The following is a 12952-nucleotide window of genomic DNA, read 5'->3' as shown; positions in this document are numbered from 1 at the left end:
TAAGTGAGGAATGCATCATGACTATTAAATTGGCTCACACCGAACAGGTACAGAATCTGTTCAATGAGGCCGCTGGCCTGAACAATGAGCAGGGCAACCCGCGCATGAAGCAGCTGATCCTGCGCATTGTCAACGATGCCGCCAAGATCATCGAAGACCTTGAAGTCACCCAGGACGAGTTTTGGAAGGGTATTGACTACCTCAACCGCATGGGCGCCGGCAGCGAAGCTGGTCTGCTGGTACCGGGCCTGGGCCTGGAGCACTACTTTGATCTGCTGCTGGATGCTCAGGACGCAGCAGAGGGTCACACCGGCGGTACTCCGCGCACCATCGAAGGCCCGCTCTACGTGGCTGGCGCGCCTATGTCCGAAGGCGAAGCGCGCATGGACGACGGCACCGATCCGGCTCCTGTGATGTTCCTGCAGGGGCGTATTATGGATACCGATGGCACGCCTGTGGCCGGCGCCGTGGTCGATATCTGGCACGCCAACAGCAAGGGCACCTATTCGTACTTCGACTCCACCCAGTCCGACTACAATCTGCGTCGTCGTGTCGTCACCGATGCTGAAGGTCGCTACCGTGTGCGCAGCATAGTGCCGTCCGGTTACGGCTGCCCGCCGGAAGGCACCACCCAGGAAGTGCTGACACAGCTCGGCCGTCACGGTCAGCGCCCGGCACACGTCCACTTCTTCGTGTCTGCACCGGGTCACCGTCATCTGACCACCCAGATCAACCTGGCCGGCGACGAGTTCCTGTGGGACGACTTTGCCTACGCCACCCGCGATGGTCTGGTCGGTGATATCCGCTTTATCGACGATGCCGCCGCTGCCAAGGACCGTGGTATCGAAGGCCGCTTCGCTGAGCTGGATTTCGACTTCCAGCTGCAGAAAGCGGCAGCACCGGAAGCCGAGCTGCGCAGCAACCGTCCGCGTGTAAAGCAGGACTAAGACCAGGCGGCCGGTACGCCCGTACCGGCCACAGAGTCTGTTTGCACCATCGAAAACGGCCGCGCCCACCAGCGCGGCCGTTTTTATGTACAGGGACGTACGTATCCTGCGGGCGCATGGATGCGCAGGAGCAGGGTTTGTACAGGATGTACGGTCCCTGACTTTTGCTCCTGCACAGTCAGGATTTCCACCATCCCTGGCGGTCCCCTGACTTTTGCTCCTGCACAGTCAGGATTCTCGCCATCCCTGGCGGTCCCCTGACTTTTGCTCCTGCAAAGTCAGGATTCCCACCATCCCTGGCGGTCATGCGCATGACTACAGGGATGTAGAAGGTAGGGCGACGCTGCATGCCTAAGCCGAGGTGGGCCCGCAAATGCCTGCAACATTCGCCGATCACTTCAATCTGCGCCAGACTTTGCCATGATTACGCTCATGGGTGACCCGATGCAGCGGCAATGCAGCAAAGGATGACGGTATGGAAGAGCAAGCAGTGATTGAGGCGGTGCAATTGAGTCCCGAGTACATCGCGGGCCTGGCGGTGCTGGCAACGGTGGGGCTGGTGGCGATGTGGGGGCTGTTCTGGCGTGCAGTGGCCAATTCCAGGGAAAATATCATGGATATACTGCGCAGCCCGTCATTTTTCAAAACCGTTACGGTGATGGGCGTGATAGCGGCCACGGTGGTGCTGAGTCTGGCCGGGCGGCTGGAAGGCAATATCACCGGGGCAATTCTGAGCGGTATTGCGGGCTATGTGCTGGGGCAGTTGTCGAACAAAAGCGATACGGACAAGTAAGGCCGGTATTTCGGATTGTTATCGAAGAGACCGGCCGCAGGCAGTAGCCCGGGCCGGGGACTTTGTCTATTCGACCAGGGTGTCCTTGCGGTAGCGGAACGGGTGCGCCGGATAGGTGCCCATGATGCGCACATCCTTGGCGAAGAAATCCAGTTCCTGCAGTGCATACTGCATGGAGCGCTGATCCGGGTGGCCTTCCACATCCAGGTGGAAGCTGGTGGCCTGCATGGTGTCTGAGGCCATGTAGCTTTCGAGCTTGATGGCGTTGACGCCATTGGTGGCAAAGCCGCCGAGGGCCTTGTACAGCGCCGCGGGCATGTTGCGCACGGCGAACATGATCGAGGTCATGAAGATGACCGCAGGATCAAATACCGGCATCTGGCTGGTTTTGGACAGAATCAGAAAGCGGGTGGTGTTGCCGGTCTTGTCCTGGAAGTTTTCCCGCAGTATATCCAGCCCGTAGAGCTCGGCGGCCAGGCTCGAGGCAATGGCGGCCTGATGCTTGTTGGGGGCCGCGGCAAGTTCCGCGGCCGCGCCTGCAGTGTCCAGGCTCGCGACCGGCTCAATGCCGAGGGACTTGAGGTGAGTGTCGCACTGGGCCAGCGCCTGGGGGTGGGAGGCCGCTTCGGTGATATCTTCGATGCGGCTGCCGGAAATACCCAGCAGGCAGTGATTCACCGGCTCAAAGTGTTCACCGATGATGTGCAGCTCGGTTTTTGGCATCAGACGGTAGATTTCCTCCACCCGGCCTGCGGTGGAGTTTTCCAGCGGGATCATGGCCAGATCCGCTTCTCCCCGTTCCACCATAAACATCGCGTCGCTAAAGCTCTCGCAGGCAAAGGCTTCCATTTCCGGATGTACACGGACGCAGGACAGGTGCGAATAGGCACCCTTGTAACCCTGAAATGCGATGATCTTGTTGCTCACGTTAACCGACCTTGAAATCAAATTGCTTGAATGGGCGGCCATTATTGCATAGCCGCACAGGGCTGGAAAAATATTCTGAGCAGGGTGCGTAAATACCCTCAGGAATCCGTCGTGACGGGCCGTTCGATTCTGCGGGCGGTCCAGTAGTGGCGTTTCCAGTAGGGGTTTTTCATGTCTGAAATTATCACCCCCTTGCTGGTGGAGGCGTGCAGAAAGCGGCCGTTTTCAATATAGATGCCGGCGTGACGGCCAAAGCTGCCGGTTCTGAAAAACACCAGGTCCCCTGCGCGCAGTTCATCGGCGCTGATGATATCGCCGACCATCAGCAGGCCTTCAGTAGTGCGTGGCAGTTCCTGGTTGAAGTGCTGGCGAAAGCCACTCTGGATCAGGGCCGAGCAGTCGATGCCGTTGCGGCTGCTGCCGCCATAACGATAGGGCGTGCCGCGCCACTGGCGGTGCAGCTCGTACAGCTGGCTGACAGTCTGCTGTTCCGTGCCGGACTGTGGCTGTACCGAGATTGGGGTGGGGGGCTCGGTGACGCCATTTCCGGCACAGCCCTGCAGCAGGGCGGTACACAGGGCTGCAAGCAGCAGCCAGGTGCGGCTTCTTGTGTGGCCAAGAATTCTACGGTGCTGGCGCCAGGCGCTGATGTGAGCTGAAAAGGTCATGGCCGTGTTGGCGCTCCCTGCGAATATGTCCTGGCAGATCTGACGGCGTTTGATGAGCTTTATTGCAAACACAAAGGCACAGAGTAAAAGCTGTCGGGCTTTTAATCCATGCCTTTGTACGCTTGTGTCTGCATGTTCAGGACGATAGTGGGACTAGCTGCGGCTCTTGCTGTCACGTCCGCTGCCGGAGCGACTGCCCTGCTGGGTGCGGCCACCGGTACTGCGCGGGCCGTCGCTGCGGCCACTGCTCTGGTTGTTGCTGCGGGTGTTGCTGCGTGAATTGCCGCTGCGAGGCGCGTCACCGCTTGGCGTGCGGCTGTCGCCGCGGCTGCTATTAGCGCTGTTACCAGTCGAGCCGCCGGTACGAGCCTTGTCGGACGAAGGGCCGGACGACGCGCGGGCAGTACCGCTACCTGCACTGCGGGGCTTGGTGCTGCTGCTGCGTTGCTCGCCGGCTTCTTCCGGCTGACGCGGTGTAGCGGGACGCGGACCCTTGAGCTTCTTGCGGGACTTTCCAGATTTGACGCCGGGTTTGATGTCGGCTTTCTTCTTCGCTTTGGCCTTGCTTTTCTTGGCCTGCTTGTTGGCCTGGGGTTCGGGTTTGCTGGGTTCCAGGCCTTCGATCTTGCGCCGCTTGAGCGGCTGCTGCAGGTAGCGTTCGATACGGCCAACACGGGGCCAGTCGAGGGAATCGACGATGGAAACCGCGATGCCCTGAGAACCGTCACGACCGGCGCGCCCGGCCCGGTGAATATAGGAGTCGGCCTTGAGGGGCAGGTTCAGGTTGATGACATGGCTGATATGGGCCAGGTCGAGGCCGCGGGAGGCGACGTCGGTCGCCACCAGAACCTTGAGCCGGCCCCGGCGCAGCTGCTTCATGTGCAGCGTGCGGTCGCCCTGATCCATCTCGCCGTGCAGGCCGTCGCACATGATGCCCATGGCCCGCACTATGGCGACCCACTGTTCGACCTGCTTGCGGCTATTGACGAAAACCAGCGCCTGATCAATGGTTTCATCACTGATCAGGGCTTTGAACAGGGCAAGCTTGTGTTCGTCGTTATCGGCCCGCAGGATGCTGTGCTCGATATTGCCGGCCATGGAGCGGGCGTTACTGACGGCAACCTGGGCGGCTTCGGGCTTGAGCAACTTGCCGGCCAGCAGCTGGATGGGGGCGGATTCCAGGGTGGCGGAGAACATCAGTGTCTGATGCTCGACCGGCACCAGGCTGGCAATCTCGTTCAGCGGTTCCTGAAAGCCCAGATCCAGCATGCGGTCGGCTTCGTCGATGATCAGCAGGTTGACGTCGCTGAGATCAACCCAGCCTTTCTCGTCCAGTTCCAGCAGGCGACCGGGGGTGGAGATCAGCAGATCCATGCCGGCTTCCATAATCTGTTTCTGGTTGCCGTAGGGCATACCGCCCACGATCAGACCACATTGCATCGACAGCTCAGCGGCGAACGACTCCACCACCCGCAGAATCTGGCTGGCCAGCTCGCGGGTCGGGCTCAGAATCAGCACCCGCGGCGACAGTCCGGTACGCGGCGGCTGGTCCAGCAGGTGCTGCAAGGCTGGCAGCAGGAAGGCCAGGGTTTTGCCGCTGCCGGTTGGGGCTGTGGCAAGGATGTCCTGGCCATCGATGGTCAGCGGAATGGATTGCTGCTGGATCGGCGTCGGGCTTGAAAAGCCGGATTCGATCAGGTGCTGTTGCAGTTCGAGATCTAAATCGAGGTCGAGAAAGGACATCGTTCGGGGGTTCGCCAGCTAAACTGTTTGAATGGCTGCATAGAATACCGCAAAAGCGCCGTCACGGGCGCCTATTAATTTTGCAGCTTTGGTCAGGTTGTGTCGGCGCCTTCAGGTTGCCGTTGACAGGGCATATGGGTGGTCGCAGGGCGATTGGGTCGCGGCCGTCTGGATATCGCTGGTCGCGCTGGCGGTTTCAAGGCGCGTTGCGGCTTGTCCACAGAGCCCCCAGCCCCTATCATGCGCAGCCTAAAACATTCAGCAGTGAAAGCGAGTAAAGTACATTGTCAAGGCCGCAGTTTTCCCCCGGTCAGCGCTGGATCAGCAACACGGAATCGGAGCTTGGGCTCGGTGTTGTTGTCGAGCAGACGGGGCGTAGCGTCACCCTCAATTTCCCGGCAGTCGAAGAACAGCGCACCTATGCGGTGACGAATGCGCCGCTGAGCCGTGTCGAATATCCGGTGGGCGACAAGGTGCGTACCACCTCCGGCATTGAACTGCAGATCACTGAACGCCAGGAACTGAATGGCTGTCTTTTCTACCACGGCACCGATCAGCATGGCGAAAACCTGACACTGGCCGAGCTTGAACTCGACAGCCGTGTGCGCTTCAGCAAGCCTCAGGATCGTCTGTTCGCAGGTCAGGTCGACAAGAACAGCGCCTTTCTGTTGCGGGTCGATACCCAGGAGCACCTGCAGCGTCATCGTCAGTCCGAGGCCTATGGCCTGCTTGGCGGGCGGGTACAGCTGCTGCCACACCAGTATTTTATTGCCAGCCAGGTGGCGCGCCGCCCGGTGCAGCGCGTGTTGCTGGCCGATGAGGTCGGGCTTGGCAAAACCGTGGAAGCCGGTCTCATCATGCATCAGCTGCTGTGCAGCGGCCGTGCCCAGCGCGTGCTGGTGGTGGTGCCCGACAGCCTGGTGCATCAGTGGCTGGTGGAAATGCTGCGCCGCTTCAATCTGCGTTTCAGCATTCTGGATCCGCTGCGCTGTGTGGCGCTGGAAGCGGCCGGCGAGGGTAATCCGTTCGAAAGCGCCCAGCTGGTGCTCTGCAGCCTGTCCTTCCTGACCGGCGATGACGAGCGTCACCGTGCCGCCATGCAGGCCGGCTGGGACATGCTGGTGGTTGATGAGGCGCACCATTTGGGCTGGAGCGAAGAAGCCGCCAGCCACAGCTATAACGCCATCGAATCCCTTGCCAAGGCCATTCCCGGGCTGCTGCTGCTGACCGCGACGCCCGAACAGCTGGGCCAGGACGGTCACTTTGCGCGCCTGCGTCTGCTGGATCCTGATCGCTACCACGACCTGCAGACCTTTCGCGACGAAGAGTCCGAGTACCGCACCATCAGTAATCTGGTGCAGCGCCTGCAGGCCGAGGATGTGCGCGACCAGCTGCGTGATGCGCCTGAACTGCTGGCCTCGCTGGAACACTATCTGGGCGAAACGGCACTGGCGCCGCTGCGCGCAGAGCTGGAAGACGGCGATATAGTGCATCTGGTCGCCGATGCCATTGCCAGTCTGCTGGATCGCCACGGCACCGGCCGGGTGCTGTTCCGCAATACCCGCGATGGCGTCCAGGGTTTCCCCAAGCGCGAGCTCTACCGTTATCCGCTGGTGCAGCCGGAGGCCTACGCCGACGTGCTGGTTGACACCAGCCTCGATGCCGTATTGCACCCCGAAGCTGGCTTTGATGACGACTGGCTAGACTGGGACCCGCGTGTCGAGTGGCTCTCGGAGTGGCTGCGCGAACACCGCGCAGACAAGACGCTGGTGATCTGTGCACGCAAGAACACGGCGCGGGCGCTGGAGAAACAGCTGCGTCTGTTCGAGGGCGTCAAGGCGGCGGTCTTCCATGAAGGCATGAGCCTGCTGGAGCGTGACCGCGCCGCCGCGTACTTTGCCGATGAGGACGACAGTGCCCAGGTGCTGATCTGCTCTGAAATTGGCAGTGAAGGGCGTAACTTCCAGTTTGCCCATCACCTGGTGCTGTTTGATCTGCCGCTCAATCCTGATTTGCTTGAGCAGCGCATTGGCCGTCTGGACCGTATTGGCCAGCGCAATGATGTGCAGATTCACGTGCCCTATTTTGAGCAGAGCCCCCAGGCGGTGTTGCTGAACTGGTTCGACCTGGGCATCAATGCATTCAAGCGCAACAATCCGGCAGGCCAGGCGCTGTTCCAGCAATTCGCCCCGGCCCTGCGCGAGCTGCTGCTGTGCTACGACGAAACGCAGCTGCAGCAGTTGCTGGACGACACGCGCCACAGCGCCGACGAGTTGCTGGAGCAGCTACAGGCCGGGCGCGATCGCCTGCTGGAACTCAATTCCTGCCAGCCTGGGCCCGCCGCACGCATGATCGAACAGGTGGCCGAGGCGTCGCGATCGCTGGAGCTGGCAGGCTACATGGAACGGGTGTTTGATCTGTTCGGTGTAGAACAGCAGACCCATGGCCCGGACAGCCTGGTACTGCACCCGGGTAACCACATGCCGGTGTCGAGTCTGCCGGGCCTGCCGGAGGATGGCATTACCGCTACCTTCCAGCGCACTCTGGCGCTGTCCCGCGAGGACATGCAGTTCCTCACCTGGGAACACCCGCTGGTGACTGGCTCCATGGAGCTGATCAGCGAGGGTGAGTTCGGCAATACCGCGCTCTGCAGCCTCAAGCTGCCGCCGCTGCCGCCGGGCACCCTGTTGCTCGAAGCCTTTTTCAACCTGCGTTGCACAGCGCCGCGTGCCCTGCAGATGCAGCGTTATCTGGGGCAGCATTCGGTACGTCTGGTGCTCGACAACAACGGTAATGACCTCAGTGCCATCATCGCCCACGGCCACCTCAACAAGCTGGCCGAGCGCGTCGGGCGCCGCACGGCCCAGTCGCTGGTGAGCCATGCCAGGCCGCAGATTGCCGAGATGGTGGAGCGGGCCGAAACCCTCGCCGCCACTCAGGATGAGCCGGTGCGTGAACAGGCCCGCGCCCGAGCCGAAGAATTGCTGGGCGCGGAGATTACCCGCATGCGCGCACTGGCCCAGGTAAACCCCAATATTCGCGATGAGGAAATCGCCTTGCTGGAGCAGCAACTGGGGCAGGTTCGGGCACAGATTGATTTGGTTCATCTCGAGTTTGATGCTCTGCGCATCGCGGTGGTTGAGTGATAAGGCCCCGCGCATATTCCTGGCCGGCACTGTTGCCGGCCATTACCCCTGATTGGAGTTAAACCTTGCTATTCACCGATCTGCCCCTGGATAAACGTCTGCTCAAGCTGCTTGAACAGCTGAATTTCAGTCAGGCAACTGAAATTCAGCAGCAGTCGATTCCGTTTGCGCTCAATGATCGTGACCTGATTGCGTCCTCCAAGACGGGGTCCGGCAAGACGCTGGCCTACCTGATACCGGCCCTGCAGCGGGTCACCAAGCGCAAATCCCTTACCAAGCGGGATCCGCGGGTACTCATTCTGGTGCCCACGCGGGAGCTGGCCGGGCAGGTGTATGGCCAGCTGCGATCCCTGCTGGCGGGCAGTCAGCTCAAGGGTGTGCTCATTCAGGGCGGCGAGAACTTCAACGATCAGGAGAAGATGCTCAGGCGCGATCCGGACTTTGTCGTCGCCACCCCCGGGCGTCTGGCGAACCATCTGGACGCCCGTACCCTGGTGCTGGCGGGTCTTGAGATGCTGGTGCTGGATGAGGCCGACCGCATGCTGGATCTGGGCTTTGCCGAACAGCTGCGCCAGATCAATGCGGCGGCCAATCATCGCCTGCGCCAGACGCTGCTGTTCTCGGCCACGCTGGATCATGCCGAGGTTGAAAACCTGGCCGGTGATTTGCTGAAGGATCCCAAGCGTATTGCCATCGATGCCGTCACCCGGCCCCATGGCGATATCCGCCAGCGGTTTTTCCTGTGCGATCATCTGGATCACAAGCAGGCGCTGCTGACGCACCTGCTGAACCACGAAAAATTTCAGCAGGCCATTATCTTCACCGCTACGCGCGGCGATACCGAACGCCTGGCCCTATGGCTTGGTGAGCGCGGCCTCAAAACCGCGGCGCTGAGCGGCGAACTGCCCCAGAGTGAGCGTAATCGCATTATGGATGGCTTCAGTCGCGGTCAGCAGCGGGTACTGGTAACAACCGATCTGGCATCACGCGGGCTCGACCTGCTCAATGTATCCCTGGTGATCAACTTTGATCTGCCACGGCACAGTGAAGAGTATGTGCACCGTATCGGCCGAACCGGTCGTGCCGGCGCCAAGGGCGATGCCATCTCCCTGGTGGGCCCCAAGGACTGGGACAGCCTGACCCGCATCCGTCGCATGCTGCAGCAGGATATCGAGTATTCCACCATTGATGGGATGCTGGGCAAATTCAAGGGGCTGGTGCCTGCGCCGGTCAAGCCGCCACCTGTGCCGGTACAGGCGGACACAGCGGCCATGGGGCGCAAGGCGCGCAACAAGCTCAAGGGCGCTCCCGAGCGGCCAAGGCCAGGACGCGCCAAGAGCAAGGTGGTTTCGGACGATGGCTTCGCCCCCATGTTGCGTACCAAAAAGCCGCCGGTGCCCGATACCGATGATGACTGATTGATTCCAGGGCCGCGCTTTTGCAAACGCCGCCGGCGGGGCTTGCCCGTCGGCGGCGTTTGCACGATACTGGCGCGCTTTGAAAACAGGTGGGAGTGACTCGATGGAGATCACCAAAGATTGCGTGGTGCAGTTCCATTACAATCTGCACGATGCCGATGGCAGCGAGCTGGAAAACAGCCGCAAGGGCGACCCTATGGCGTACCTGCACGGGCATCAGAACATGATGGCCGGGCTGGAAAAGGCCCTGGAAGGGCACAGTGCCGGTGATGTGTTCAGCGTGACCCTGGCACCGGAAGATGCCTACGGTTCCCGCACTGAAGACTCCGAACAGCGTATTCCGCTGAAGCACCTGCAGGGCTCCAAGAAATGGCGCCCGGGCATGGTTGCCTCGGTGCAGACGGATCATGGCGTGCGTCAGGTACAGATCCTCAAGGTCGGCAAGTTCATGGTGACCGTGGATACCAACCACCCGCTGGCGGGCAAGACGATCACCTTTGACGTTGAAGTCACCGATGTGCGCGCAGCCAGCGCCGAAGAGGTTTCCCACGGTCATGCCCACGGTGTGGGCGGTCACCACCATTAATTGATCCCAAAGGTTGTCAGTGACGCCCTGATCGGCCAAGCTGACGGGCCTGACAAACGCAACAGAGCGAGTGGAGCGAATATGGCAACTGCAAGTGCACGTCACATCCTGGTTAAAAGCGAAGCCAAATGTCTGGAACTGAAGGCCAGCATTGAAGCCGGTGGCGACTTCGCCGCAGCGGCACGCGAATTCTCCGATTGTCCGTCCGGCGCCCGTGGTGGCGATCTGGGCAACTTTGGCCGCGGCCAGATGGTGCCTGAGTTCGACCAGGTTGTATTCAGTGCGCCGCTGAACACCGTTCAGGGTCCGGTCAAGACACAGTTCGGTTACCACCTGCTGGAAGTGACTGCGCGCAAGGACTGATTCTGGGTACCGGGCGCCGCCATGGCGCCCGGCTGTTCGCCGCTTAATCCGCTTCTTTGCGTCCCGCGTTTTTCTATCCGTTTTCTTCTTGTTGCTGGCTCCTTGTCCCTGTCTTCTTCTGCTACCTGTATTTTGCGCAGGCTTGCGCCCGCGCGTCTTAAAGCGGCATTATATTGCCCATAATCATCAGCGCAGGAACGCAGCATGAGCAAATCTATCAAGGTGGTCGTGACACGCAAGAAGGATAATGAGGCGCCGGATCCAGCGCGTCAGCTTCGTATCGATGAGGCCATGGGGTTTGTCCGTGGTTTGCGCAAGAAAGGCGATAATCTCAAGGTCATGGTCGACAAGCTCAACGAGCACGGCCATCTCTGTCCTGATGGTTCAGCCTGGAGTTACGACAGCCTAAATGCCTTCATTCACGACCATCAGCTGTAAGTCGCTACCCCTTTATGACCCAAGTTCAGTAGAATAACCGGCTTTAGGGCCGGCGCAGTGCCGCAGCAGAAGGACCAGGTGCATGAATCAACTTAGCTTCCAGCTAAAAGGAAGTGTTGTAACCGCGATCGTACTCGAGCTGTACCGCTATTCCCGTGCCGACTTCAGTGCAGAGCTCAATGCCAAGGTGCGCCAGGCGCCGATGTTTTTCCATCAGACACCCGTGGTCATCAGTCTTGAAAAGCTTGAGGCGGAAGCTTTGCCCATCGATTTTCCGGAATTGATCGCCCTGTGTCGTGACTTCGGCCTGCGGCCCATGGCATTCAAGGGTGCACCGGCGGCGCTGGGTGAAGTGCTGGAGGCCACCGGGCTGGTGCTGATTCCGGCCGGGCAGGGCGGGCGCGCCCCTGTGCCTGAATCGGCGCCGCCACAAACCGCCGCGACACCTGAACCGGAAGTCGTGGTGCGTACCGTGGTGGAGGAAAAACTGGTACACCGCCCCAGCAAGATTATTACCCGCCCGATTCGTTCCGGTCAGCAGGTGTACGCCGAGGGCAGTGACCTGATCGTCATGGCCGCGGTGAGCGAAGGTGCCGAAATTCTGGCCGATGGCCATATCCATGTCTACGGGGCCTTGCGTGGCCGTGCCTTGGCGGGTGTGCGCGGCGATGTGCAGGCGCGCATTTTCTGCCAGAGCCTGGAAGCGGAGCTGGTTTCCGTGGCCGGTAATTTCAAATTGAGCGATAGTTTGCGCGAACTGACCTGGAAGATGCCATCACAGGTGTATCTGCAAGACGACACGTTGCATGTGGATGCGCTTTGATGAATACTCCCGAACCGGGTGAAGCAGGCAGAATTGAGGAGAGGGTGTTGGCTAAAATTATCGTGGTGACCTCTGGCAAAGGGGGCGTTGGCAAAACGACCAGTAGCGCCGCTATCGGCACAGGTCTTGCCTTGCGGGGCTTTAAAACCGCCATTATCGATTTTGACGTCGGCCTGCGTAACCTTGATCTGATCATGGGCTGCGAGCGGCGCGTGGTGTATGACTTCGTCAATGTCATCAACAAGGAAGCAACCCTCAATCAGGCTCTGATCAAGGACAAGCGCACGCCGAACCTGTTCATCCTTCCGGCCTCTCAAACCCGCGATAAGGATGCCCTGAGCCAGGAAGGCGTGCAGGCGGTGCTGAACGAGCTGTCCCGTGATTTCGATTACATTGTCTGTGACTCTCCGGCCGGGATCGAAAAGGGCGCCCAGATGGCGCTTTACTACGCCGATATCGCCGTTGTTGTCACTAACCCGGAAGTGTCTTCAGTGCGTGACTCCGACCGCATTCTGGGCATTCTGCAGAGCAAGACCCGCCGCGTTGAAGCCGGAGAAGAGCCGGTGCAGGAGCATCTGCTGCTGACCCGCTATAACCCGGCCCGCGTGCAGGCCGGTGAAATGCTCAGCGTGCAGGACGTCGAAGATATTCTGGCCATTCCTCTGATTGGCGTGATTCCCGAATCTGAAGCCGTACTCAAGGCCTCGAACCAGGGCATGCCGGTGATACTGGATCAGGAAACCGAGGCCGGTCAGGCATACAGCGATGCGGTGGCACGCCTGCTGGGTGAGGACGTTGAACACCGCTTTCTTGAAGTGCAGAAAAAGGGATTCTTCAAACGCTTGCTGGGAGGTAAGTAGTGAGTATTTTTGATTACTTTCGCAGCAAAACAAAGAACTCGTCTGCGTCAGTTGCCAAGGAGCGGCTGCAAATTATCGTTGCGCACGAACGCGGACAGCGCCAGCAACCGGACTACCTGCCGCAGATGCAGCAGGAAATCCTCGATGTCATACGCAAGTACGTAGCCATTGACCAGGAGAGCGTAAACATCCAGCTGGAAAATAACGATCACTGCTCGATTCTCGAGCTGAACGTGACCC

At 60.1% G+C, this 12952-nt stretch carries 13 protein-coding genes; 10 read left to right on the top strand and 3 right to left on the bottom strand.

From position 1 onward, the window contains the following. Positions 1–17: 17 nt before the first annotated feature. The gene (gene catA, locus MRS74_RS21445) at positions 18–947 is read left to right on the top strand and encodes a catechol 1,2-dioxygenase (protein WP_254582329.1); all 930 of its coding nucleotides are present in this window, start codon (positions 18–20) and stop codon (positions 945–947) included. A 475-nt stretch (positions 948–1422) separates the two neighbouring features. Next, positions 1423–1740: a hypothetical protein gene (locus MRS74_RS21440; protein WP_254582328.1), complete on the top strand. Its 318-nt coding sequence runs from the start codon at positions 1423–1425 to the stop codon at positions 1738–1740. Positions 1741–1806: 66 nt separating this feature from the next. Here MRS74_RS21440 and MRS74_RS21435 read toward each other — a convergent pair whose 3' ends face one another. From MRS74_RS21435 to MRS74_RS21425, 3 genes are all read right to left on the bottom strand, one after another. Then, positions 1807–2667: a prephenate dehydratase gene (locus tag MRS74_RS21435; protein WP_254582327.1), complete on the bottom strand. Its 861-nt coding sequence runs from the start codon at positions 2665–2667 to the stop codon at positions 1807–1809. A gap of 98 nt (positions 2668–2765) precedes the next feature. Further along, on the bottom strand, positions 2766–3335 hold the full coding sequence (locus tag MRS74_RS21430; RefSeq protein ID WP_254582326.1) for a C40 family peptidase: 570 nt from the start codon (positions 3333–3335) through the stop codon (positions 2766–2768). Between the two features lie 153 nt (positions 3336–3488). Next, entirely contained in the window at positions 3489–5078 is a 1590-nt protein-coding gene (locus MRS74_RS21425; RefSeq protein ID WP_254582325.1) for a DEAD/DEAH box helicase, read from the bottom strand. 284 nt (positions 5079–5362) lie between these two features. On the opposite strand from MRS74_RS21425, the gene rapA reads away from it, so the two are divergent. The 8 genes from rapA to minE form a co-directional block, all read left to right on the top strand. Next, entirely contained in the window at positions 5363–8224 is a 2862-nt protein-coding gene (rapA, locus tag MRS74_RS21420; RefSeq protein ID WP_254582324.1) for an RNA polymerase-associated protein RapA, read from the top strand. A 65-nt stretch (positions 8225–8289) separates the two neighbouring features. Beyond that, positions 8290–9642 carry a DEAD/DEAH box helicase gene (locus MRS74_RS21415; RefSeq protein ID WP_254582323.1) on the top strand — a complete coding sequence of 451 codons (1353 nt, stop codon included), beginning with the start codon at positions 8290–8292 and terminating at the stop codon, positions 9640–9642. Between the two features lie 103 nt (positions 9643–9745). Further along, complete coding sequence (locus tag MRS74_RS21410; protein ID WP_254582322.1) at positions 9746–10228, top strand: FKBP-type peptidyl-prolyl cis-trans isomerase; 483 nt, start codon at positions 9746–9748, stop codon at positions 10226–10228. Positions 10229–10309: 81 nt separating this feature from the next. Then, a complete protein-coding gene (locus MRS74_RS21405; protein WP_067292033.1) occupies positions 10310–10591 on the top strand; it encodes a peptidylprolyl isomerase in 282 nt (93 codons plus the stop codon). A gap of 204 nt (positions 10592–10795) precedes the next feature. Beyond that, positions 10796–11029, top strand: a complete 234-nt coding sequence (locus tag MRS74_RS21400) for a hypothetical protein (protein ID WP_254582321.1) — start codon at positions 10796–10798, stop codon at positions 11027–11029. Between the two features lie 82 nt (positions 11030–11111). Continuing rightward, positions 11112–11852, top strand: a complete 741-nt coding sequence (gene minC / locus MRS74_RS21395) for a septum site-determining protein MinC (RefSeq protein WP_254582320.1) — start codon at positions 11112–11114, stop codon at positions 11850–11852. A 47-nt stretch (positions 11853–11899) separates the two neighbouring features. Next, positions 11900–12712, top strand: coding sequence for a septum site-determining protein MinD (gene minD, locus MRS74_RS21390; protein ID WP_254582319.1), 813 nt, complete (start codon positions 11900–11902; stop codon positions 12710–12712). After that, positions 12712–12952: cell division topological specificity factor MinE (gene minE, locus MRS74_RS21385; RefSeq protein WP_254582318.1), on the top strand; the 241-nt coding region annotated here is incomplete at its 3' end. The genes minD and minE, both read left to right, overlap by 1 nt.

Origin of the sequence: Marinobacterium sedimentorum (assembly GCF_024267675.1) — a bacterium.
In the GTDB taxonomy this organism is placed as follows: domain Bacteria; phylum Pseudomonadota; class Gammaproteobacteria; order Pseudomonadales; family Balneatricaceae; genus Marinobacterium_A; species Marinobacterium_A sedimentorum.
Note: the sequence above shows the minus strand (reverse complement) of the source record. Positions and strands in the feature narration are given on the sequence as shown.